This is a genomic window from Bradyrhizobium sp. CIAT3101 (genome assembly GCF_029714945.1).
Lineage (GTDB): Bacteria > Pseudomonadota > Alphaproteobacteria > Rhizobiales > Xanthobacteraceae > Bradyrhizobium.
This window is the reverse complement of sequence record NZ_CP121634.1, coordinates 5,435,989-5,459,001: the sequence shown is the minus strand read 5'-3', so window position 1 is coordinate 5,459,001 and position 23,013 is coordinate 5,435,989. Positions and strand designations below refer to the sequence as shown.

Here is a 23,013-nt window from a genome sequence, read left to right as displayed (position 1 = left end):
ACGCCGGCAGCCTATGATGTTGACGAACGAAAGAGGGGAGTTCTCCCATGAAAACAGGTCTCGTGGTTACCGCCCATCCCGGCGATTTCGTCTGGCGCGCCGGTGGCGCCATCGCGCTGCATGCGAAGAAGGGCTATCGCATGAAGATCGTCTGCATGTCTTTCGGCGAGCGCGGTGAGAGCCAGTTCGCATGGAAGGAGAAGGGCGCGACGCTGGAATCGGTCAAGGCCGGCCGCAAGGACGAGGCGGAGCGGGCGGCGAAGCTGCTGGGCGCCGAAATCGAGTTCTTCGACTGCGGCGACTATCCGCTGAAGCTGACCGAGGCGCATTTCGACCGCATGGTCGACATCTACCGCGAGCTCAATCCGAGCTTCGTGCTGACCCACGCGCTGGAAGATCCCTACAATTTCGACCATCCGAACGCGGCGCATTTCGCACAGGAGACCCGCGTCGTCGCGCAGGCCATGGGGCACAAGCCCGGTGCGCAGTACAAATATTCCGCGCCGCCGGTGTTCCTGTTCGAGCCGCACCAGCCCGAGCAGTGCAACTACAAGCCGGACCTGCTGCTCAAGATCGACGAAGTCTGGAAGGAGAAGTACGAGGCGTTCCAGATCCTCGCCGCGCAAAAGCACCTCTGGGGCTATTACGAGCGCGTCGCGCTCAATCGCGGTATCCAGGGCAGCCGTAACACCGGCGTGCCCATGACTTATGGCGAGGCCTACCAGCGCCTGTTCCCGACGGTTGCGGAGGAGCTGGCATGAAGCCCGTCGTCGTTCGCAACATCAAGCGTGCCGATCCCGCCGGCATGGCGGAGTACGGCGTCTCGACCGTGCACGAGGCTTATGGCCGCGTCGGCCTGATGAAGCCTTATCTGCGGCCCGTCTGGGCGGGCGCGTCGATCGCAGGGCCCGCCGTCACCGTACTGGCGCAGCCAGGCGACAACTGGATGATCCATGTCGCGGTCGAACAGTGCAAGACGGGCGATATCCTCGTCGTCGGCTGCACCACCGACAATACCGATGGCATGTTCGGCGAGCTGCTGGCGACCTCGTTGCAGGCGCGGGGCGTGCAGGGGCTGATCATCGATGCCGGCTGCCGCGACGTCAAAGCGCTGCACGAGATGAATTTTCCGGTGTGGTCGCGCGCAGTCTCAGCCAAGGGCACGGTCAAGGCCACGCTCGGCTCGGTCAACGTCCCCGTCGTCTGCGCCGGCGTCAATGTCGATCCCGGCGACATCATCGTCGCGGATGACGACGGCGTCGTCGTGGTACCGAAGCGATATGCCGCCGAGGTCGCGGAGAAGGCGAAGAAACGCAACGCCGACGAGGGCGGCAAGCGCAAGCGCCTCGGCTCGGGCGAACTCGGCCTCGACATGTACAGCATGCGCGAGGCGCTGGCGAAGGCGGGGCTGGTCTACGTCGACAACCCCGAAGACGTCTGAAGCGAAGGGAAACCTGCGGATGGATCGTCTCAAGCTGAAGGCCGTGCTCGGCAGTCACCCTCACGTCAAGGCGGTCAAGAGCGGCGAACTCCGCTCCGACCTGTTTGACCTCGACTTCATCGAGTACACACCGACCAACGCGGCGTTCAAGTCGATGGTGCGCGAGCAGGCGTTTGACGTCTGCGAGATGGCGATCGTCACCTATCTGATGGCGAAGGCGCACGGCAAGCCGCTGGTGCTGCTGCCGGCGACCATGATGGGCCGTTTCCAGCATACCCATGCGCTGTACAATCCCGCGAAGGGGACGCTCGGACCGTCCGATCTCGAGGGCAAGCGCGTCGGCATCCGCTCGTTCACGACGACGACCGGTGCCTGGATCAGGGGCATCCTCGCCAACGACTATGGCGTCAATCTCGACAAGATCCGCTGGGTGACGTTCGAGGATCCGCACGTCGCCGAATATGTCGACACCACCGAGCGCGCGCCAAAGGACAAGAAGGTCCTGCAGATGCTGCTCGACGGCGAGGTCGACGCCGTTCTCGGCGAGACCTCCGATAATCCCAAGCTGAAGTCGCTCTTCCCCGATCCCGCCGCAGAGGCCGCGACATGGTATGCGCGTCGCGGCGTGGTGCCGGTCAATCATCTCGTGGTCGTGACCGAGAGCCTCGCGAAATCGCGCCCCGATGTGGTCACAGGCGTCTATGATCTGCTCAAGCGGAACAAGGAACAGATGGGGCCTGCGGCGACGCCGGACTTCGTGCCGTTCGGGATCGAGGCGAACCGAAAATCGCTGGAGCTGATCGTCGACTACGCATTCCAGCAGGCGCTGATCCCGCGCCGCTATGCAGTCGAAGAGCTGTTCGACCCGACGACACGAGGACTGATCTGATGGCAGATCCGAAGCGGTGGCAGATCGGGCTGGTTGGCTACGGCGAGGTCGGCCGGATCCTGGCCGAGGATCTGCGCCAGCAGGACATCAGGGTCGCTGCTTACGACATCAAGCTTGGCGGCGAGCAGGGCGCTACGCTGAAGGAGCACGCGGCAAAATGCGGTGTGACGCTCGCGGCATCCCACGCCGAGCTCACGGCGAAGTCCGATTTCATCATCTCGGCCGTCACCGCGAGCCAGGCTGTCCCGGTCGCAAAGGCTTGCGCGGCGGCGATCAACCAGGGCACCTGGTTTCTCGACTTCAACTCGGCCTCGCCGGGCGCCAAGCAGCGCGCGGCGGCGTTGATCGATGGCGCGGCCGGGCGCTACGTCGAGGGCGCCGTGATGACCTCGGTGCCGCCTTATCGGATCAAGGTGCCGCTGCTGCTCGGCGGTCCCGGCGCGAAGGAGCTCGAGCCGTTGCTGAACGCGATTGGTTTCGCAGCGAAGGTTGCGAGCGACAAGCTCGGTGTGTCCTCGGCCGTGAAGATGTGCCGCAGCATCATGATCAAGGGCCTCGAGGCCATGGTCATCGAAAGCTTCACCACCGCGCGCGCCTATGGTGTCGAGGATGCGGTGCTGGCGTCGCTCACGGAAACCTTTCCCGCGATCAATTGGGAGAAGCAGGGCGCCTATTTCTTCCAGCGCGTGATCGAGCACGGCCGCCGGCGCGCCGAAGAGGTACGCGAGGTCGCGGAGACCGTGCGCGAGGCGGGGCTGACGCCGTGGTCGGCGCAGGGGACGGCCGAGCGTCAGGCCTGGGTCGCCGATCTCGCCGACGAGGGCCTGTTCGGAGTGAAGGGAACGAAGGAATTTGCGCGGAGCGCGGATTGGCGCACCGAGGCGGATCGAATTCTGGCGAAGATCAAACGTTAGAGCCGAGTACGGCGCTCAGCTCAGAACTTTGCCGCCATCGCGCTAGCCAGAGATCTCGTCGCGAGCGGCCTCGATCAAGTCGATCAGGCTCGTAGCTTCGCGGACGACGTCCTTGGGGCGCTCGGTCCTGAACTCGGTCAGGATCATGCGAATGCACTTGTCGGCGGTGTCGAGCGTCCACAGCGCGCGGGCCATGTCGTTCTGCGAATGGATGGCCGAGATGTCGAGACCCGACAGGACTTCACCGATGCCATTGAGCCGCTTGACCGCGGTTTCGGCGGGCGTATTGGCCCGAATAGACTGATAATCAATGCTGCTGAATGCGCTGAACATATCCATAACTTCCCCAGAGAACGCAGACGGTCAGTGCGCACGTCCCAGTATGGTTAGTGCCGCCTTTCCCGCAATGCGTTGGGCTACGGTCCGGGATTCTACCGGGTTCGGATTCGGCGGAAACCGGCGGTAAAATCGGATCGGAAAGGTACGATGATCAGCGATTTTTCGCGACAACCACACCGTTAGACGCCACGAGCATACCTGCCTTGTAAACAGCGCGGCCCTGCGGCACTGCGACGACAGCCTCCGGAACGTGTTCCGCATTCAGCGTCACGAAGTCCGCCTTGGCGCCGACGCGCAGGCCGTAGCCCTCGAGCCGCAACGCCTTGGCACCGGCCGCGGTGACGACATCGAAAGCGACGCGCAATTCCTCGTCGATGTTGAAGCCCGAGCGATAGCCGAGCGTGGTCGCCCGGCGCAGCATGTCGCCGTCGCCATAGGGCCACCAGGAATCGCGGATGTTGTCGTTGCCGCTGAACACGGTGATGCCGGCGTTGCGCAGCGCCAGGATCGGCGGGAAGGCGCGGGCGCCCGGTGCATTCGTCATGATCGCGACGCCGGAACGGGCGAGGATGTCGGCGACGGTCTTGAGCTGATCTGCGGAGATATCGCCGAGCCCATAGGCGTGGCTGATGGCGACATGCCCCGCCATGCCGAGCGCACGCGTGCGCTCGGCGATCTGCTCGATCTCGAAGGCGCCGAGCGTGCCCATGTCGTGCAGGTGAATGTCGACGTCCACGCCGTGCTTGCTGGCGACGCCGAACACCACGTCGAGATGCTTCTCGACATCGCGATCGAAACTCGCGGGATCGAGCCCGCCCACGAGGTTCGCGCCGAGGCCGATGGCTTCGTCCAGCAGTTGCGGTGTGCCCGGGCTCGCCAGGATGCCGCTTTGAGGGAACGCGACGAGCTGGATATCGATCAGGTCGCGATATTCCTCGCGCACGCGCAAGATCGTCTCCAGCGACTTCAGGCCGACCGAGCCGTCGACCATGACGTGGCTGCGCATCTGCGTTGAGCCATGGGCGATGCAAAGATCGAGCTGGTTGCGCGCCCGCACGTCCATCGGCGCGGCCGCCGCCATGTTCTGGGCCTGGAAGGCGACGCGTTCGTGCACGTTGAAGCCATTGGTGCATGGCTTGTGCGGGCGCCAGGCGTCGCCATAGAAGCTGGTGTCGAGATGTATGTGGCCTTCGACGAAGCCGGGAACGACGAGGGCGTTGCCGAGATCGATCGTCTCGCCATCGCCCGTGGGCGCGTCAGGAGGCATGATCGCGGCGATGCGCCCGTCCTTGACCGCGATGTGATGGCGAGCCCCGCCGTCGAAGCGGGCGTTCAGAAAGATCTTGTCGAAGGCCATCCGGTTGCTCCGTTGGTCGATTGGAGTTGTACGAGCGGTTCAGTTTGTCGGATTAAACAGTGTCGCTCGCTTCCGCTCAAAGGTCTGCCGCCCGTTCTTGAACCCCATCAGGATATCCGGCAGCTCGGCGATGGCGAAGCGGCTGTCCTGCGTGTCGAGCACGACGAGATCGGCGGGCTTGCCCACCGCGATCCCGTAATCCCCGAGGTTCATCAGCCGCGCCGGCAGTTCAGTGACGAGATCGAGGCAGGTGTCGAAGTCGCCGACGGCGGCGTGGGCGACATTGGCGTAAAAGTTCGCCATCCGCAGCAGTGATGCATCGCCGAACGGCGTGAAGGGATTGAGCACGTTGTTGGTCGCGACCGAGCAGACGATACCGTCGCCGGCGAGCTTGTGCGCGAGCGTCAGCCCGCGCGGCGCGTTGTGGGTGGCATCGCGTCCCATCAAATAGAGATCGGTCGCGGGCAGCACGGTGACGGCAACACCGGCCTTTGCCAGTTGCGCGATGGCCGCCTTCAGCCGTTCCGGCGGCAAGGCCGAGAGTTTCGTGGCATGCCCGATCGCAACGCGACCACCATAGTTGCGCTGTTCGGTCTGTCGGCAGACCTCATCGAGATGCGACCATGAGGGATCGAGATCGAAGTCGAGATGGAGATCGACGTCGAGGTCGAATTGCTGGGCGAGGTCGAAGATGCGTGCGAGATGCGCGTTCGGATCGGTGTCCGGATAGGGGCAGCCGCCGATCGCATCGGCACCCTCGCGCAAGGCCTGAACCAGCAGCTCTTCAGCTCCGGGATCGTTGGTCAGGCCTTCCTGCGGGAAGACGCAAAGCGACAGATCGATCGCCCAGGCATAGTCGCGCTTGAGCCTCTTGATCGCTTCGAAGCTGCGCAGACCGACGCGCGGGTCGATCTCGACATGGGTACGCATCCGCGTCGTGCCGTGGACGATGGCGCGCTCGAGCACCTTTGCGCCGCGTGCATAGACATCGTCGACGCCGAAATCCCGCTTCATCGCCGAAACGGCACGGATGGCATCATTGAGCGTGCCGTGGATGTGCCCGCAGCGTTCGAGCAGGCAGGCCTTGTCGAGATGGATGTGGGTGTCGACGAAGCCGGGCAGGGCCAGCCGCCCCCCGACATCGACCTCGACCGCCTCGCAGGCCAACCTGGGTTCGATTGCGGCAATACGTCCGCTCTTCACGCCGATATCGACGGGCGCAGGGGATGATCGCAACAGGGCGTTGCGGAAGATCATGTCGAAGGCGGTCTGCACGGTCATGGCGAGGAATCTGGCTGGAGAACCTATGGTAGTCGGTGAGGTCGCGCGTCTGCAGCAATGTAGCGGAGACCAAGGGCCAGCCGCCATATCGAAAGCTGTGATAGCTGATAGACGCAGGCTGGTCTGGCGGCAGGCCTGCGCCTGGGCTATCAACTTCTCGATTGCGCCCGGCATGGAGGCGCAACCCGCTTTCAGGAGCCCCCGATGCGTCTACCCGCCGTTCTCTTGGCTTTCACTTGTCTTGCCGGTGCAGCGTCCGCCGAAGATCTGTCGGGCACGCTCCAGAAGATCAAGGAGACCAAGAAGATCACGCTGGGCTATCAGGAAGCCTCCGTGCCCTTCAGCTATCTCGATGGCAACCAGAAGCCGGTGGGCTTCGCCATGGATATCTGCCTCAAGATCGTCGACGCCGTGAAGAAGCAGCTTGGCATGCCCGACATTGCCGTCGACACTGTCGCCGTGACGTCGTCGAACCGCATCCCGTTGATGGTGAACGGGACGCTCGACCTGCACTGCTCGGCGACCACCAACAATGCCGACCGCCAGAAGCAGGTCGCCTTCACCAACACGCATTTCCTCAGCGCGACGCGCTTTGCGGCCAAGAAGGCCGCCAAGATCAACACCATCGACGATCTCAAGGGCAAAGCCGTGACCGCGGTCGCAGGCTCGGTCAATCTGAACCAGCTCGCCAAGGTCAATACCGAACGCAATCTCGGCATTAGAATCATGCCGGCCGTGGATCAGGCCGAGGCGTTCCTGCTGCTCGAGACCGACCGCGCGCAGGCCTACGCGCTCGACGACGTCCAGCTCGCCGTCGCCATTGCGCGCTCGAAGGAGCCGGCCCTGTTCATGATCAGCGAAGAGACGTTTGCGAAAGCTGAGCCCTTCGGGATCATGCTGCGGCGGGAGGACGCCCCGTTCAAAGCGCTGGCCGATCGCGCCACCGCCGAGCTCTATGCAAGCCCCGAGATCGAGGTGCTCTACAGGAAGTGGCTGGAATCCCCGACGCCGCCGAACGGCATCAACTACAACGTTCCGATGTCGACCGCCTTGCGCAATGCCTTCAAGAACCCGAGCTCGAGCGCCGATTCAGACGTGTATCTCGTGAAGTGAGGCGAGGGCGCTAGCGCGTTCGCGGCGTGTCGAGCAGCTGGCCGGCGAGCGCCGCACCGACCACCGCGATCGCGGCCATCGCAAGCGCCCACGAGACGAACAACCGGTGACCAATCAGCGCGCCGCTCAGAAGCGGGGCGCTGATATTTGCACCCGACATCAGCGACTGGTTGAGGCCCATGATCATGCCTTGCCGGTTGATCGCGGTCGACCGCGACAATTCCGCCGTCAGCGTGCTGCGGGCGAACATGGTGCCGACGATGATCAGCGTCAGATAGAGTGCGAGCAGGCTGATGTTGCTGCCGGCGGCGAGGCCGGCAAATCCGAGGCCCATGCAGGCGAACGCCGCCATCACGATGCTGCGGTCGGAGGCGACGAGGTTCGCCCGCGTGATCAGCAGGCCCTGGACCACCATGTTGATGAAGCCGGCATAGGCGAACATCCAGCCGAGCTCGCGTGCGCCGAAGGGATGGCCGTCCCAGGAGAACCGCGCCGACAGGAACAGGCCGATCTGCGACAGGAACATCGAGTTGACGAAGAAGAACACGATCAACAGGCCGAGCAGGCGCCAGGCGTAGCGCATGCCGAACAGGCTGCGGGTCAGCGTCGGCTCGGGCACGCGATGCTGGTAGAGCGGTTCGGACGCCGGATGGTCGGGCGGAAGCAGGGCGATCGTTGCGAGAATGCTGATGAGCGAGAGCGCCGCCGCAGCCCACACCGGTGCAGTCTGGCCGTAATGGACGAGGAAGCTCGAAAGCGCAGGTCCCAGCAGCAGCCCGGTTCCAATCGCGCCGCTGGTCATGCCGAGCGCCTGCTTGCGCGTCGCCGGTGCGCTGTGCTCGGCAGCATAGGCATGCGCGACCGAGATGTTGCCTGATGTCAGGCCATCGATGATGCGCGCCAGGAACACCAGCGTCAGGTTGCCGGCCAGCGCGAGCAGGACAAATCCGATCAGGGTCCCGATCTGGCTGACGACGAGAACCTTCCGCCGTCCGTAGCGGTCCGAGAGAATGCCGACCACGGGACCGGCGATCAGCTGGCAAACGGCATAGACCGAGATCAGTGCGCCGATCAGGAACGGCGTGGCGCCGAGCCGCTGCGAATAGAACGGCAGCAGCGGCAGGATGATGCCCATCCCCGTGGCATCCACGGCCACGACGACGAAGGTCGGGACCAGCGACAGCGCGCTCTCGCCCGCGATCGCCTGCCGTGCCTCTGCCGTGGAACCCGGGCCCATATCGCGTTGTCCTCGTTCGCGTTTGCGTGATCGATCCCGATACACAGGATTATATAGTTGCAGGCTAATAGTTCGTGTCCTATCTAATTTGCATGGCACCCTCGCAAGGCTATATCCACGGCGAAATCGGCCGGCTCATCACGCGCCTTGCCCGCATCTGGCGGCGCGAATCGGATCAGGCGCTGTCCGATCACGGCCTGTCCTATGCGACGGCGATCCCGCTGCTGGTGCTGTCGCGGCAGGGCGAGACCGTCCGTCAGGGCGTCCTGGCCGACGAGCTCGGCATCGAGGGGCCGTCGCTGGTGCGGCTGATCGATCTGCTCCAGGCCGAGGGCCTGGTGGAGCGCCGCGAGGACCCGACCGACCGGCGTGCCAAAACGCTCCATCTGACGAAAGCGGGCGAGGCCAAGGTCGAGGAGACCAACCGGATCTTGCGGCGCGTACGGGCGAGCCTGCTGAAAGATATCCCGCCGGAGGAACTTGCGATAACCTTCGAGACGCTCCAGCGCATCGAGCGGCGGGCCAGCCTGCTTGAGGCAAAGGCGCTTCCAGAGGCGAAATAGTCATGCGCGCGGAAGAGCCGTTCCTGGTCCGCCATGCGGACCTCATTTTTGCATTGAAGACGTTTGCCGCGTCGATGCTGGCGCTGGTCATTGCGCTCGCGATGGACCTGCCGCGGCCGTATTGGGCGATGGCCACCGTCTACATCACCTCGCAGCCGCTTGCCGGCGCGACCAGCTCGAAGGCCTTCTTCCGCGTGATGGGTACGCTGGTCGGCGCGACCATGACGGTTGCGCTGGTGCCGAACCTCATCAACGCGCCCGAGCTGTTGTGCCTCGCCATCGCGCTATGGGTCGGGCTCTGCCTGTATCTCTCGCTGCTCGACGGCACGCCGCGCAGCTACGTCTTCATGCTGGCCGGATACACCGTCGCGCTGATCGGCTTTCCCTCGGTGTCCGAGCCCGGTGCAATCTTCGACACTGCGGTGGCAAGGCTCGAGGAAATCTCGCTGGGTATCATCTGCGCCAGCCTGGTCTCGACCATCGTGTTTCCCCGCAGCGTCGCGCCCGCGGTCGCCGCACGTGTCGATACCTGGCTCCTGGATGCACGTCGCCTCAGTCAGGTCGTCCTGCTGCGCGAGGGCACCAACGAAACCCGCCGCGGCAAGCGTCTCAAGCTTGCGACCGATATCGTCGAGATCGACACGCTCTCCACCCATCTCGCCTATGACCGGCTGACCGATCGCAACGCGGTGACCGGCCTCGGCGAAATCCGGCTGCGCATGCTGATGCTGCTGCCCGTGATCGCCTCGCTGGAGGATCGGCTGGCGGCGCTCGGGGAGGAGGCCCTGCGCCGGCAACCCGAACTGAAGCGATTGCTGGAGGATCTGGCGCAATGGATCGTCAGCGACGTCGGCGCACGGCAGCCGGCCGAGGGGAGTCGCGCCATGATCGCCGAGCGGCAGGCCGTGCTCGATGACAGCGCGTCCTGGGAGCGGATCATCATCACGAGCCTGCTGTCGCGACTGCGCGAGCTCGTCGATCTCTCGCGCGACTGCCGCGAGCTGAGCAAGGCGATCGCCGAGAATCGCAACGTCTCGACGCTCGATCTGGCCTTCCATTCCGAAGCCGGCGCCGCGCCGGTACGTCACCGGGATCGTGGCCTAGCGCTATGGTCCGCGGCCGGCGCGGCCGTGGCGATCCTGATCTGCTGCGCGTTCTGGATCGGCACGGGCTGGCCCGACGGCGCCTCGGCACCGATGATGGCGGCGGTGGCCTGTTCGTTCTTCGCAGCCCAGGACGAGCCGGCGCGCTTCATCCGCAGCTTCGGCCTGTGGTCTCTGGTCGCCATCGTGGTGGTTGCGATCTATCTGTTCGCGCTGGTGCCTGCGATCTCCCATATCGAGGTTCTGGTCGTCGCGCTGGCGCCGACCTTCCTGCTCTATGGTTTCCTGATCGCGCGGCCGGCAACGGCGGGCACCGGCATGGCGCTCGCGGCCAACACCGCAACGCTGCTTGCGCTGCAATCGACCTACATCGCGGATTTCGCCTCCTACGCCAATTCCGCCGTCGCCTTCTTCGTCGGCGTCCTCATCGCCGAGATCGTGACGCGGATCGCGCGCGGGGTGGGCGCAGAGTGGATCGCCAATCGTCTGGTGCTGTCGAGCTGGATCACGATCGCGGTCGCCGCCGAGCGGCGCGGAAAACGCGACCGCGCGGAGTTCGCGGGTCTCATGCTGCACCGGCTCGGGCTGCTGGTGCAGCGCATCGCCTTCCTGTCGGAGAGCGATCGGCGCGACGCCGACAGCCTCGTGCAACTCCGCATCGGCATCAACATCATCGATTTGCGCCGTGCGCGCTATGGGCTTGCGGTATCGACCATCTCGGTGATCGACGACATGCTCGATCAGCTTGCCATCGCCTGCCGCAGCTATGCGGGCGGAGGAATGCCGCGCGAACTCCTGGCCAGCGTCGACCGGGCGCTGGCCCAGGCGGTGAAGGATCCCAATGACAGCGCGCGGGAAGATGCGCTGATCGGCCTCGTCGGCATCCGCCGTGGCCTGTTCCCGGACGCGCCGGCCTATCGGCCGCGCGCAGATGCGAGTGTGGCGGCATGAGATACGTGATCGACATCTATGGCGTGCTCGTGCCGGCGCTCCTGCTCTGGATCATCGTCGCCTATGTGCTGAGTGCGATTCTGCGCCGGCTGATGCAGCGCTTCGACCTCTACCGGCTGGTCTGGCACCGCGCACTATTCGATTTCGCGATTTTCGTCTGCCTTCTCGGCGGCGTCGTCTATCTCTCGGAGTATCTCTCATGAAGGGGAATTTTGCCTGGATCGGCCGGCTTGCGGTCACGGTCATCGTGGTCGTCGTGGCGCTCGGCGTGGGTCGCGAGCTCTGGGTCTATTACATGGAGTCGCCGTGGACGCGTGACGGCCGTGTGCGCGCCGACGTCGTGCAGGTCGCGCCTGACGTCTCCGGCTTCGTCACCGACGTGCTTGTCAAGGACAACCAGAAGGTCCATCGCGGCGACGTGCTGTTCAAGATTGATCGCGACCGGTTCGCGTTGGCGCTGCGGCAGGCAGACGCGTCGGTGGCCGGTCATCAGGCGACGCTCGATCAGGCCAATGCCGATCTGAAGCGCTACAGCACGCTGACGACCGATGCCGTCTCGCAGCAGAAGCAGGAGCAGGTGCTGGCGACCCAGCTCCAGGCCAAGGCGGCCTTCGATGCGGCGGTTGCCGACCGCGCGGTCGCCCAGCTCAATCTCGATCGCAGCGAGGTCCGGGCGTCCGTGAACGGCGTGATCACCAACATGGATCTGCGGCCCGGCGCTTACGTCACCGCCGGGAAGGGCGTGATGGCGCTGGTCGACAGCGACACGCTGCACGTGGAAGGCTATTTCGAGGAGACGAAGCTCGCGCGCATCCGCGTGGGCGACAAGGTGCAGGTTCGCCTGATGGGCGAGAAGGGCACGCTCTCAGGTCATGTCGAGAGCATCGCCGCCGGCATCGAGGATCGCGACCGCGCCGAGGGCGCAAGCCTGCTCGCCAACGTCAACCCGACCTTCAGCTGGGTGCGGCTCGCCCAGCGCGTGCCGGTGCGCATCGCGCTGGATTCGGTGCCTGATGGGATGTCGCTGGTCGCCGGACGTTCGGCCACCGTGGAGGTATTGGACTAACGCAGCGAGCAGATGATCACGCTTGGCTTGGGGAAAACCGGCAACAAGCGTTTCAATGCCTGATCGTAAGGCTGATCCTGACGCGCGTGTGTGAGTCGGGGATCTGTATGGGCGTTTGGTTTTTAGTCCTAGCAGCCTGCGTCGTCGGCGCGTTGCTCGTTCTGGCGTTCTGCCGATAGTGCCGACAGCGGATGCATTTGTTGCTGCGAAGCATCAGCGAGCCGCGGAATGGCGGTTCCAGATCGATGGTTTTTGACTGTGCATGGATGAGCGCGTTCACTTCCGGGATTGGAGGCGGACGTGAGCTGGTTGTTTGTGTTTTTCATTGCCGCGAGTGCAGTCGTTCTGATCGCCCATGCGATTGACGCGATGCGTTCTTGAATTTGCCTGTGTCTCGGTGTCGTCGGTAGCTCGGTAAGCGCCGAAAAGAGCCGAGGGGGCGAGCGTCACTTTGAGGAACCTGGCCCTGCGGGCCAAGTTTGTCACAGCAGGAGGAATACGATCATGCTTGCGTTCTATCTGCCGATCATCATTTTCGGAGCGATGCTCGAAGCGATTTCGGGCCGGAAAGTATCGCCGCCAAGCGACGACTAGTCGCCGATCCTGTTGCACGGACTCCAGTGCTGACGCGGCAACATCCGGCTAGATATTCGAATACTTCTTCAGCTCGAACCGCGCGATCTGGTTCCGGTGCACCTCGTCCGGCCCATCCGCGAGGCGCAGCAGGCGCGCGGTGGCGTAGGCCTGGGCCAAGCCAAAATCGTTCGAGGTGCCGCCGCCGCCGTGAGCCTGGATCGCCCAGTCGATGATCTGGCAGGCCATGTTGGGCACGGCGACCTTGATCATCGCGATCTCGGCCTTCGCGACCTTGTTGCCGACGGTGTCCATCGCGTAAGCCGCGTTCAGCGTCAGCAGCCGGGCCTGCTCGATCATGATGCGGGCTTCGGCAATGCGCTCCTGGGTTACCGTCTGCTCCGAGACCGGCTTGCCGAAGGCGACGCGGCTGCGCACGCGCCGGCACATCTTTTCCAGCGTGCGTTCGGCAAGTCCGATCAGCCGCATGCAATGATGGATGCGGCCGGGTCCGAGGCGGCCCTGCGCGATCTCGAAACCGCGGCCTTCGCCGAGCAGCATGTTCTCCTTGGGGACCCGCACATTGGTGAAGATCACCTCCGAGGCGCGGTCGGGTACGCCGTAGAAGCCGAACACGGGCAGGGGCCGCTTGACCTCGACGCCGGGCGTGTCCATCGGCACCAGGATCATCGATTGCTGCTTGTGGCGATCGGCATTGTCAGGATCGGTCTTGCCCATGAAGATGCAGATCTTGCAGCGCGGGTCGGTCGCGTTGGTCGTGTACCATTTGCGCCCGTTGATGACGTAATGGTCGCCGTCGCGCACGATCGAGCTCTCGATGTTGGTCGCGTCGGATGAGGCGACCGCAGGCTCGGTCATGGCGAAGCAGGAGCGGATTTCGCCTGCGAGCAATGGCTTCAGCCAGCGCTCCTTGTCCTTCTCCGTACCGTAGCGCTCCAGCACTTCCATGTTGCCGGTGTCCGGCGCCGAGCAGTTGAACACCTCCGGCGCCAGATGCGAGCGGCCCATGACCTCGCATAGCGGGGCGTATTCGAGATTGGTGAGGCCCGCGCCGCGGCTCGACTCCGGCAGGAACAGGTTCCAGAGGCCCTCGGCGCGCGCGAGCGGCTTCAGCTCCTCGACGATTGGATAGACCTTCCACGGCCCAAGCTCTTCCGCCTCGCGATAAAATCGCTCCTCGTTCGGGTAGATGTGCCGGTCCATGAAACTCTCGAGCTTGCGCTTGAGCTCGACGACTTTTGGCGACATCGGGTAGAGCATGCTGGACCTCCTCAGGCGTCGGGCTAGTCGATCTCGAGATATTCCGGGTCGGCGAGTTTCGGGAACGGCGCGGCCGGCAGCGTCTGGTACCAGAACGCCACGGAGGCGATGTCGTCCTGCAGCGGGAGGTATTTCGCCTCCTTGAGGCCCGTTCGCCAGCCCAGCGCCTGGATGGTGACGCGAAGGTCGCTCTGGAAGCGGATGGGATCGGGGATGTGCCAGCGATACATGCCAAAGCGCTGCTGCGATTTGTAGACGCCGTCGGGACGGATCACCTGCGGCAGGCCGGCATAGGGCGTGGTGAATTCCTGGTAGCGCGACTGCTGCACGGCGCCGCGACCGGAATGAGCCACATAGGGATCGAAATTATACGCACCGCAGAAATAATCCTCGGTGCCGGTGCCGCAAATGGTCGGGAATTCACCGTCGCCGTCGATGAAGAACTTGATCTCGCCTTCGCCCCACCAGCCGTTGTTGTTGACGCCCCAGGCCATGTAGGTGCCGATATACTGGCCGCGCCCGCTGACGCCGTCGAGGATGGTGTAGACCTCCTTGTAGGGCAGCGGATTGGTGCGGCGGAATTGCGCGTGGAAATAGGCGCAGTCCTCGGGCACTTCGGTCAGCGTGTAGTTGATCTGGTAGTAGACGGTCAGCGCTTCCTCGCTGCGGTTCTCCATCGTGAACCGTGCGCGCTTCCGGAAGGGCATTTCCCAATAGCAGTTGAAGGCGCGGCCTGGATTGACGCAGACGGCGAGCGACGTCACCTGCGCAAACTCCTCCCATCCGCAGGCGAAGAAGTCGCCGGCCGGGCATTCGACGCTCGGATGCTCCTGGCCGTCCCAGTAGACCCGCAGGATCGAATGGCGCAGCCGTCCGCGTGCCAGTGTCATCCAGATCTGCTGGATGGCGCCCTGGCCCTCGATATCGGCAAGTGTGAACGTCGCGCCGGGCTCGATCACGACAAAGGGCGAAACCTTCCAACCCTGCCCAAGGTCTCGGGCCTGAGGCGCCGCGGGCCCGTCGACGGACATGCCGCCCTTGCCCTTTTCGCCGGTGAAATTCTCGGGGCTGATCGAACGCGTCTGCGCGTTCGACAGGCGGGACAGATTGCCGAGATGCAGGCCCAATCCGGAAAACGCCATGATGTCCTCAATCAGGGGTTAGCGATGCCTCGGATATATCGCCGGCGAATCTACCAAAAGATGAAGATGATCGCGCAATGAGAGGGGCCAAACCTATCCGACGCGGTACGCCTTGAATTTCTCGCGCAGCGCAGATTTGAGCACCTTGCCGGTGCCGGTCATCGGGAATTCGTCGAGGAATTCGACCGCATCCGGCATCCACCAGCTCGCGATCCTGGGACGCATATGGTCGAGCAGGGTCTTGCCGTCGACGGTCGCGCCCTTCTTGCGGACGACCAGAAGCAGGGGGCGCTCCTGCCATTTCTCGTGCGCGATGGCGACCACGGCGGCCTGCAGCACATCGGGATGGGACAGGGCGATGTCCTCGAGCTGGATCGAGGAGATCCATTCGCCGCCGGACTTGATCACGTCCTTGGAGCGGTCGGTCAGCGTGACGTGGCCCTGCGGATCGATCACGGCCATGTCGCCGGTGATCAGCCAGCCGTCGCGATCGAGGCCTTCCTCCAGCTTCATGTAGCCGGAGGCGACCCAGGGGCCGCGGGCGCGCAGATGGCCGACCGTCTTGCCGTCGCGCGGCAGCTCAACACCGCCATCATCGACGATACGCAAGGCGGTGCCGAAGCAGGCGCGGCCAGAGACCTGGCGTCGATCGAATTTCTCGGTGTCGCTGAGATGCTCCGACCCAGGCCGCAAGCCCGGCATCGAACAACCCAGGGCCTCAGTCATGCCCCACGCCTGGATATAGTCGACGGCGTAGTCACGTTTGAGCTTCTCGACCATCGCGCGCGGTGGTGCCGAGCCCGACGACAGCGTTGCACGTAGCGTCGAAAACCTGTTGCCGGTGCGGCCGAGCCAGTCGAGCAGGATCAGCCAGAAACTCGGCACGCCCGCGGACAGCGTCACTTTCTCGCCTTCGAGCAGCTCGTAGAGTTTTTCGGGCTCGTAATTGCGGCCGGGCAACACCAGCTTCGAACCGGTATAGGGCGCCGTGAACGGCATGTTCCAGCCATTGCCGTGAAACAGCGGCGCCATCGGCATCATCACCTCGCGCACGCCTTCGACATGCCCGGTGAGGAAGTCGAAGCTGCAACACGTCATGGTCTGCAGGATCGCGGCGCGGTGCGAATAGATCACGCCCTTGGGATTGCCCGTCGTGCCCGAGGTGTAGCAGATGGTGGAGGCGGATTTCTCGTCGAACAGCGGCCAGGCGAAACCTGTATCGCTCTCCTTGTCGAGAAGCTCCTCGTAGCAATGCACGTTCGCAAGCTTCGTCTCGGGCATGCGCTCGCGCGACGACATGACCACGTAGGCTTCGATCGCCGTCAGCTGCGGCGCGATCGCCTCGACAATCGGCAGCGTGGCGCGATCGACGAAGAGGATGCGATCTTCGGCGTGATTGATGATGTAGACGAGCTGTTCGGGAAACAGCCGCGGATTGACGGTGTGCAGCACGTAGCCCATGCCGGGCGCGGCGTAGAACATCTCGAAATGGCGATGGGTATTCCAGGCCAGCGTCCCGACGCGATCGCCTTGCTTCATGCCGAGCCGCTTGAGCGCCAGCGCCATGCGCTTGATGCGCGGATGGGCGTCTGCATAGGTATAGCGATGGATATCGCCCTCGATTTCGCGCGCGACGATCTCGGCCTCGCCGTGATAGTCGGCGGCATACTGGATCAGGCCACTGATCAGCAGCGGCATGTCCATCATCAATCCCTGCATTGTCCCCTCCGGATCGCCAGTGACGTTCTGAAATGACGTCGTTGCGTGGCATAGGCTTGTGATTTGCACGGAAGGTTAGCGGAACGTCCCGCGGCGTTCACGCAAAAAGCGAGGGATGAGATTGCATGCGTCACTTTTTCGGGGCTAACGTGCGATGAGCTGTCGGCGAAGCTGCGTTCGCCGTGGAGGAAATCGATGTCAGCGGAAAGACACAAGACCGGTACAGCCGGCGAATCTACGGTCGACATTGCCGCACTCCGCGCGCGCTATCGCGATGAGCGCGACCTGCGTCTGCGCAGCGAAGGCAAGGCACAATATGTCGAGGTGACCGGCGATTTCGGTCGCTACCTCGACGATCCCTGGGCCGATCCCGGATTTGCGCGCGAGCCCGTCAGCGAAGAGACTGAGGTCGTCATCGTGGGCGGCGGCTTCGGCGGCTTGCTGTGTGGTGCGCGTCTGCGTGCGGCTGGCATCACTGATTTCCGCATCGTGGAAAAGGCGGCCGATTTCGGCGGCACCTGGTACTGGAATCGCTATCCGGGTGCGGCCTGCGATACCGAGAGCTACATCTATCTGCCGCTGCTGGAAGAGACCGGCTACATGCCGGTACGCAAATATGCGCGCGCGCCGGAGATCTACGAACACTCCCGTCGCATCGGCCGTCACTTCGGCTTCTACGAGCGCGCGCTGTTCCAGACGGTCATCTCGCGAATGGAATGGAAGGAGGGCGAGGCACGCTGGCTGGTCGAGACGGATCGCGGCGATCGCATCCACGCACGCTTCGTCATCCTTGCCGGCGGTCCGCTCAGCCGGCCGAAGCTGCCCGGCATTCCCGGCATCGAAAGCTTCAAGGGCCACAGCTTTCACACCAGCCGCTGGGACTATTCCTACACCGGCGGCACCGCGGAGGGCGGTCTCGATGGTCTCGCCGGCAAGCGCGTCGGCATCATCGGCACCGGCGCCACCGCCGTGCAGTGCGTGCCGCATCTCGGCCGCTCGGCAAAGGAGCTTTTCGTGTTCCAGCGCACGCCATCGGCGATCGGCGTGCGCGACGACCGGCCGACGGATCAATCCTGGGCTGAAGGGCTGAAACCCGGCTGGCAGCGCGAGCGGATGGACAATTTCACCGCCGTGATTTCGGGCGAGCCGTTCGAGCAGGATCTGGTGCAGGACGGCTGGACCGGCCTGCTCGGCGAGATCTTGCTGGCGCCGCGTCGTCAGCCACAACCGGTGACCTCGATGGAGGAGGCGCTGAAGGTGATCGAGCAGGCCGACTATCGCAAGATGGAGGAGATCCGGGCCCGCGTCGACGCCGTGGTCAAGGACGAGGCAGCCGCGGCGGCGCTAAAACCCTGGTACAAGGCGTTCTGCAAGCGGCCGTGTTTTCACGACGAATATCTCGACACGTTCAATCGCGCCAACGTGCATCTCGTCGACACCGGGGGCAGGGGCGTCGATCGCATCACCGAGAATGCGGTCGTCGTCGACGGCAAGGCCTACGAGCTCGACTGCCTGATCTATGCCAGCGGTTTCGAGGTCGGCACCGACTATGCGCGGCGCATGGGCTTCGAGGTCTATGGCCGCGACGGCGTCAGCCTGTCCGAGCGCTGGCGCGATGGCGTCAAGACGATGCACGGCTTCTACAGCCGAGGCTTTCCGAACTGCTTCCTGATCGTGACGGTGCAGGCCGGCCAGAGCGCCAATTTTCCGCACATCATCGACGAGCAATCGCAGCACATCGCCTATGTCATCGATCAGGCGCGCAAGCGCGGTGCGAGGACGCTGGAGCCGACGCTCGCCGCCGAGAATGCCTGGGTCGACGAAGTGGTGAAGGCCGCGGTCGGCCGCCAGACCTACCTCGCCGAATGCACGCCGGGCTATTACAACAATGAAGGGGTGTTCGATCCGATCGCGGCGCGCAACAGCCAGTATTGGCGCGGGCCGATGGCCTTCCTCCGGCTGCTCGCCAAATGGCGGAAGGAAGGCAGCCTGGACGGATTGGAATTGATCTATGGAGCGGACGCGAAGACCGACGGCACCCAGGTCCCGGCATGATCCCGGCGCCATCAGGTGCGACGCGGCTTTACGTCATCGTCGGCGATCCCATCGCCCAGGTGCGTTCACCTGCGGGAGTCTCGGCCGAGTTCGCGGCGCGCGGCCATGACGGGATTCTCGTTCCTGTTCAGGTTGCGACCGCCGATCTGCCGGAGCTTCTCTCGGTGGCGGGCCGATTGATGAACCTCGACGGCATCGTCGTGACCATTCCGCACAAATTCGCCTGCTACCAGGCCTGCGCCAGTACGACGGAACGTGCGCACTTCCTGCGCACCGTCAATTTGATGCGCCGGCGTGCCGACGGTTCATGGCACGGCGACATGGTGGACGGTCTCGGCTTCGTCGGCGCCGCGCGGGCGAAGGGGATCGATCCCCGCGGCATGCGGGCGCTGCTGGTCGGCGCGGGTGGTGCCGGCTCGGCTATCGCGCTCGCCTTGGTCGAGGCCGGCGTCAGCGAGCTCGCGATTCACGACAGCGCGGCCGAGCGCCGTGACGCGCTGGTCGGACGGCTCAACGGGCTCGGCAAAGCGCCCGTGCGGGCAGGCACTGTCGATCCCGCAGGTTTCGACTTCGTCGCCAATGCCACACCCGCCGGGATGAAGCAGGGCGACCCGCTGCCGGTCGATGTCACGCGGCTGGCGCCGTCGGCCTATTGCGGCTGCGTGATCACCAAGCCCGAAATCTCACCCTTCATTGCAGCGGCACGGGCGCTCGGCTGCGTGACCGCGACCGGCACCGACATGTACCGGCAGCACCAAGGCATCATGGTGGATTTCCTGCTCGGGATCGATGGCGATTGATAAGCCTTTGATTCATGTCAAGCGCATTGCTTGCATTGATTGCATCGGTCGGGGCTTGAGCGGGCGCGGCTGGCGTAGGATCATGCCCGCGCGCGAGCCGGTCGCGTAAAGTCGAAGGAAGGGACCACGGAATGATCAAGGGCAGGGCCGTTGCGACGGCGACGATTGGCGCGGCCGCGCTGCTGTTGTCCCTGGCCTCCGCGGCCCATGCCGCGCAATGCGGCAACGGACCCGGCGGCTTCGAGGCCTGGAAGCGGGAGTTCAGCGCGGAGGCGCAGGGCAAGGGCATCGGCCAGACCGCGATCTCGGCGCTGATGCAGACCAATTACGCCAGCGCGACCATCGGCGCCGATCGCAGCCAGCACAGTTTTTCACTGTCCCTCGACCAGTTTCTGGCCAAGCGCGGTGCCACCACGATCGTCGCGCGCGGCCGGTCGCTGAAGCAGTCGCAGGCGGCGATGTTCGCCTCGATCGAGCAGCGCTACGGCGTGCCACCGGGGCCGTTGATCGCGATCTGGGGCATGGAGACCGGTTTCGGCAGCCAGCGCGGCAACCAGAACATGCTCTCGTCGATCGCGACGCTCGCCTATGACTGTCGCCGTCCCGAATTCTTCACAGAACAGCTCTATGCTGCGCTGAAGCTGATCGATCGCGGCGTGCTGTCGGGATCCACCCGCGGCTCCATGCATGGCGAGGTCGGCCAGACCCAGTTCATGCCCAAGAACATCCTGGCCTACGGCACCGGCAATCTCGAGGTCGCCGCCAACGCGCTGAGCTCGACCGCGAACTTCCTCAAGGCCAATGGCTGGCGTGCGGGAGCCGGCTACCAGCCGGGTGAGCCGAATTTTGCCGCCATCCAGGCCTGGAACGCGGCAGGCGTCTATCAGAAGGCCATCGCACTGATGGGACGCCAGATCGACGGGGGAGGCGGGGCGGCAGCAGCGCGTTGAGGGTACTCCGCAAGGCGTGACCTGCTTAAGAGAGAAAGTTGTTGCTTTCAGGAACCGACGGCATGAGGTTTGCTTAGATCAAGTTCAGGGCTGGGCATGAGGAGAACTCAACATGGCTACCCAGATCGTGATGGACCAGACCGGCGATACACGCCACGAGTTTGATCCTGAAAATGCCGAAGCGTTGGCGCGGGCCGAACAACGCTTTCGGGAGCTGACGGGTGCGGGCTTTACCGCCGCGTACCGGACCGGGCCCGGCGAAGTCACGCGTATCAAATCGTTCGACCCGACCGCGCAGGAAACGCTGTTCTATCCCCGCCTGGTCGGCGGTTGATCTGAACGGCCGATGATCGCGGTCTTCAGGCTTCGCGCGCCCGCGCGAGCGCGTTTGCACGCGCTCCGCGAGCTCTACCGGCGCTTCTTCGGCGAGAATACGCCCGAGGCGCGCGGGCGGCGGCTGCTGGCCGAATGGCTGTCTGAAGAGCAGCGCGCACAGTTCGAGCAGCACCGGCATTTCGATGTCATCGGTTGCGACAGCGGCAAGCGCTATCGCATCCACTACGGCACCGCCGCCAACGTCCACGAGGTCGACAATGCCGGAAATGCGACGATGGGGTGGTGCTTCGTCCCGTCAGGCTTCCTGGTGCCGGGCGACGTGATGCTGGCGCAGAAGATCGCGCTCGAGACGGACGAGAAAGGCGCGCTGGCGCTGGCGAACCGGTTTCCGCCGACAACGCATTCAGAGCATTTTTACCGGCGGCCGTTCTAGCTTTCAAAACCGGCGCGACGCCCTAGTAGTGCGAGGTGCGGTAGGCATCCAACGCATGTGCAGCGAACACGCCGATTGCGCAGAGGGCAAGCAAGGCTGAGATCAGCTCGATCATGACGCACGTCCCTGTATGATTTTGATAACCAGTAAAGCGGCCATCTGTTTCAGGCGTGTTTCGTCGATTTGGGAAAGGGGTTTCGCGGGGAACCCGGGGCTGGCCTGCGAGCGGTCAAACCGCTACATGCGACACGCGTCTATTCCCCCCGGTCGCGTACATCGCGCGCGGTCGCCAATACTTCGAGGCAAAATCATGGCACAGGTCGCCTGGTTCGACGATCTCACCGTCGGCATGCGTTTCAAATCCCCCGAGGTCGAGGTCACCGAGGCCGACATCAAGCGGTTTGCCGCCGAGTTCGATCCGCAGCCGATGCACCTGGACCACGAGGCCGCCAAGCAGACCCTGTTCAACGGCCTGGCTGCGTCGGGATGGCACACTGCGGCGATCGCCATGAACCTCGCGATCCAGACCCGTCCGTTCGGCCCGCATCCGCTGATCGGCGCCGGCGTCGACGGACTGCGCTGGACCATCCCGGTGCGGCCGAATGACCGCCTGCATCTGGTCGGCGAGGTCATGAGCCTGACGCCGTCGAAGTCGAAGCCGCAGGGCATCGCGCTGGTCAAATGGACCATGTTCAACCAGAACGGCGAGGAGGTTTACACCTTCACACCGATCGCGATCGTGCCGCGGCGCGCCTAGCGCGGCCGGATCGAGCCGGTTGAAACTCTTGCGGCTTGCGGAGAGAGATGGTCAGCTTGAGCAGGGGAATTGCTGGAGGCTGACATGAAACGATCTCTTCTTGCCGCCGCAGTGCTGGCCGGCGCCTTGAGCGCCGGGCCTGCCGCCGCGCAACAGTCCAAGGTCGGCGACTGGACCATCGAGAAGCGCACCCAGGACACCCATTGCAACGCGAGCCGCGGCTACAAGGACAAGGACGACGAGAACCGCGATTACGTCATCGTCATCACCTATTCCGACAAGGCCATCGTGATCGTAATGATCTATGACGGCTGGGAGTGGGACAAGGTTGGCGAGATCCTGAAGGCCGACGTCGGCACCGACGACGCCGACATCATGTCGAAGGCGAAGTGGGAGGTCATGGACAGGACCACCGTGCGCGGCATCTTCGAGTATGATCAATCGATCATGGATCGCCTGTCGAAAGCCAAGCGCCTCACGCTCGATTTCGAGGACGATGACGACGACAGCATCGAGATGCAGATTCCGCGCGCCGGCGAGGCGCTCGCCGCGCTGAAATTCTGCGAGGAGAACCGGAAATAAAGTGCCGCGCGCCCTGGGCGCGGCTGATTGAGCAAGCGGTGAGCGGGCACGTGATGCCCGGCACACAGCCCGCCGGCTGTTCGCATTTATCCTAGTCTTTGGCGAAAACGTCCAAGCCGCACCCTGCGGTT

Annotated in this window: 23 protein-coding genes; 16 read left to right on the top strand and 7 right to left on the bottom strand. The window is 64.1% G+C overall.

Annotation, left to right across the window (positions count from 1 at the left end; all coding sequences use genetic code 11):
* Positions 1-47 precede the first annotated feature (47 nt).
* From QA645_RS25965 to QA645_RS25950, 4 genes are read left to right on the top strand one after another with little or no spacing between them, the layout of a single operon-like run.
* Entirely contained in the window at positions 48-761 is a 714-nt protein-coding gene (locus tag QA645_RS25965) for a PIG-L deacetylase family protein (RefSeq protein WP_011086622.1), read from the top strand.
* A complete protein-coding gene (locus QA645_RS25960) occupies positions 758-1,441 on the top strand; it encodes a 4-carboxy-4-hydroxy-2-oxoadipate aldolase/oxaloacetate decarboxylase (protein ID WP_283044419.1) in 684 nt (227 codons plus the stop codon). The genes QA645_RS25965 and QA645_RS25960 overlap by 4 nt, the downstream gene beginning before the upstream one ends.
* A gap of 19 nt (positions 1,442-1,460) precedes the next feature.
* Positions 1,461-2,330: an ABC transporter substrate-binding protein gene (locus QA645_RS25955; RefSeq protein WP_283044418.1), complete on the top strand. Its 870-nt coding sequence runs from the start codon at positions 1,461-1,463 to the stop codon at positions 2,328-2,330.
* Entirely contained in the window at positions 2,327-3,244 is a 918-nt protein-coding gene (locus QA645_RS25950) for a DUF1932 domain-containing protein (RefSeq protein WP_283053331.1), read from the top strand. The genes QA645_RS25955 and QA645_RS25950 overlap by 4 nt, the downstream gene beginning before the upstream one ends.
* A gap of 42 nt (positions 3,245-3,286) precedes the next feature.
* On the opposite strand, the gene QA645_RS25945 is transcribed toward QA645_RS25950, so the two are convergent.
* From QA645_RS25945 to QA645_RS25935, 3 genes are all read right to left on the bottom strand, one after another.
* A complete protein-coding gene (locus QA645_RS25945; protein WP_254130761.1) occupies positions 3,287-3,577 on the bottom strand; it encodes a hypothetical protein in 291 nt (96 codons plus the stop codon).
* A 157-nt stretch (positions 3,578-3,734) separates the two neighbouring features.
* Positions 3,735-4,940 (bottom strand): amidohydrolase family protein, encoded by a 1,206-nt coding sequence (locus QA645_RS25940; RefSeq protein WP_283044417.1) that lies wholly within the window; start codon positions 4,938-4,940, stop codon positions 3,735-3,737.
* Between the two features lie 39 nt (positions 4,941-4,979).
* Positions 4,980-6,221 carry an amidohydrolase family protein gene (locus QA645_RS25935; protein WP_283044416.1) on the bottom strand — a complete coding sequence of 414 codons (1,242 nt, stop codon included), beginning with the start codon at positions 6,219-6,221 and terminating at the stop codon, positions 4,980-4,982.
* Positions 6,222-6,425: 204 nt separating this feature from the next.
* Here QA645_RS25935 and QA645_RS25930 point away from each other — a divergent pair, with 204 nt between their 5' ends.
* The gene (locus tag QA645_RS25930) at positions 6,426-7,334 is read left to right on the top strand and encodes an amino acid ABC transporter substrate-binding protein (RefSeq protein ID WP_283044415.1); all 909 of its coding nucleotides are present in this window, start codon (positions 6,426-6,428) and stop codon (positions 7,332-7,334) included.
* A gap of 10 nt (positions 7,335-7,344) precedes the next feature.
* On the opposite strand, the gene QA645_RS25925 is transcribed toward QA645_RS25930, so the two are convergent.
* A complete protein-coding gene (locus tag QA645_RS25925) occupies positions 7,345-8,571 on the bottom strand; it encodes an MFS transporter (protein ID WP_283044414.1) in 1,227 nt (408 codons plus the stop codon).
* A gap of 92 nt (positions 8,572-8,663) precedes the next feature.
* Here QA645_RS25925 and QA645_RS25920 point away from each other — a divergent pair, with 92 nt between their 5' ends.
* From QA645_RS25920 to QA645_RS25905, 4 genes are read left to right on the top strand one after another with little or no spacing between them, the layout of a single operon-like run.
* Positions 8,664-9,134 carry a MarR family transcriptional regulator gene (locus tag QA645_RS25920; protein ID WP_254135378.1) on the top strand — a complete coding sequence of 157 codons (471 nt, stop codon included), beginning with the start codon at positions 8,664-8,666 and terminating at the stop codon, positions 9,132-9,134.
* 2 nt (positions 9,135-9,136) lie between these two features.
* Positions 9,137-11,188, top strand: a complete 2,052-nt coding sequence (locus QA645_RS25915; protein WP_283044413.1) for an FUSC family protein — start codon at positions 9,137-9,139, stop codon at positions 11,186-11,188.
* A complete protein-coding gene (locus QA645_RS25910) occupies positions 11,185-11,391 on the top strand; it encodes a DUF1656 domain-containing protein (RefSeq protein WP_212027832.1) in 207 nt (68 codons plus the stop codon). Before QA645_RS25915 ends, QA645_RS25910 begins: the two co-directional genes overlap by 4 nt.
* On the top strand, positions 11,388-12,254 hold the full coding sequence (locus tag QA645_RS25905; RefSeq protein ID WP_283044412.1) for an HlyD family secretion protein: 867 nt from the start codon (positions 11,388-11,390) through the stop codon (positions 12,252-12,254). The genes QA645_RS25910 and QA645_RS25905 overlap by 4 nt, the downstream gene beginning before the upstream one ends.
* Before the next feature lie 642 nt (positions 12,255-12,896).
* Here QA645_RS25905 and QA645_RS25900 read toward each other — a convergent pair.
* From QA645_RS25900 to QA645_RS25890, 3 genes are all read right to left on the bottom strand, one after another.
* Positions 12,897-14,108, bottom strand: coding sequence for an acyl-CoA dehydrogenase family protein (locus QA645_RS25900; protein ID WP_283044411.1), 1,212 nt, complete (start codon positions 14,106-14,108; stop codon positions 12,897-12,899).
* 23 nt (positions 14,109-14,131) lie between these two features.
* Positions 14,132-15,250, bottom strand: a complete 1,119-nt coding sequence (locus tag QA645_RS25895; protein ID WP_254193201.1) for a glycoside hydrolase family 172 protein — start codon at positions 15,248-15,250, stop codon at positions 14,132-14,134.
* A 93-nt stretch (positions 15,251-15,343) separates the two neighbouring features.
* Positions 15,344-16,969, bottom strand: coding sequence for a long-chain fatty acid--CoA ligase (locus QA645_RS25890; RefSeq protein WP_283044410.1), 1,626 nt, complete (start codon positions 16,967-16,969; stop codon positions 15,344-15,346).
* A gap of 195 nt (positions 16,970-17,164) precedes the next feature.
* Here QA645_RS25890 and QA645_RS25885 point away from each other — a divergent pair, with 195 nt between their 5' ends.
* From QA645_RS25885 to QA645_RS25855, 7 genes are all read left to right on the top strand, one after another.
* Complete coding sequence (locus QA645_RS25885; RefSeq protein WP_283044409.1) at positions 17,165-19,024, top strand: NAD(P)/FAD-dependent oxidoreductase; 1,860 nt, start codon at positions 17,165-17,167, stop codon at positions 19,022-19,024.
* Positions 19,021-19,824, top strand: a complete 804-nt coding sequence (locus QA645_RS25880) for a shikimate dehydrogenase (protein ID WP_283044408.1) — start codon at positions 19,021-19,023, stop codon at positions 19,822-19,824. The genes QA645_RS25885 and QA645_RS25880 overlap by 4 nt, the downstream gene beginning before the upstream one ends.
* 131 nt (positions 19,825-19,955) lie before the next feature.
* On the top strand, positions 19,956-20,774 hold the full coding sequence (locus QA645_RS25875) for a lytic murein transglycosylase (protein ID WP_283044407.1): 819 nt from the start codon (positions 19,956-19,958) through the stop codon (positions 20,772-20,774).
* 112 nt (positions 20,775-20,886) lie between these two features.
* On the top strand, positions 20,887-21,108 hold the full coding sequence (locus QA645_RS25870) for a hypothetical protein (RefSeq protein WP_092230347.1): 222 nt from the start codon (positions 20,887-20,889) through the stop codon (positions 21,106-21,108).
* 12 nt (positions 21,109-21,120) lie between these two features.
* Positions 21,121-21,543: a hypothetical protein gene (locus QA645_RS25865; protein WP_254130773.1), complete on the top strand. Its 423-nt coding sequence runs from the start codon at positions 21,121-21,123 to the stop codon at positions 21,541-21,543.
* 310 nt (positions 21,544-21,853) lie between these two features.
* The gene (locus tag QA645_RS25860) at positions 21,854-22,300 is read left to right on the top strand and encodes a MaoC family dehydratase (RefSeq protein ID WP_254130774.1); all 447 of its coding nucleotides are present in this window, start codon (positions 21,854-21,856) and stop codon (positions 22,298-22,300) included.
* An 84-nt stretch (positions 22,301-22,384) separates the two neighbouring features.
* On the top strand, positions 22,385-22,882 hold the full coding sequence (locus tag QA645_RS25855; RefSeq protein WP_283044406.1) for a hypothetical protein: 498 nt from the start codon (positions 22,385-22,387) through the stop codon (positions 22,880-22,882).
* Positions 22,883-23,013: the final 131 nt, after the last annotated feature.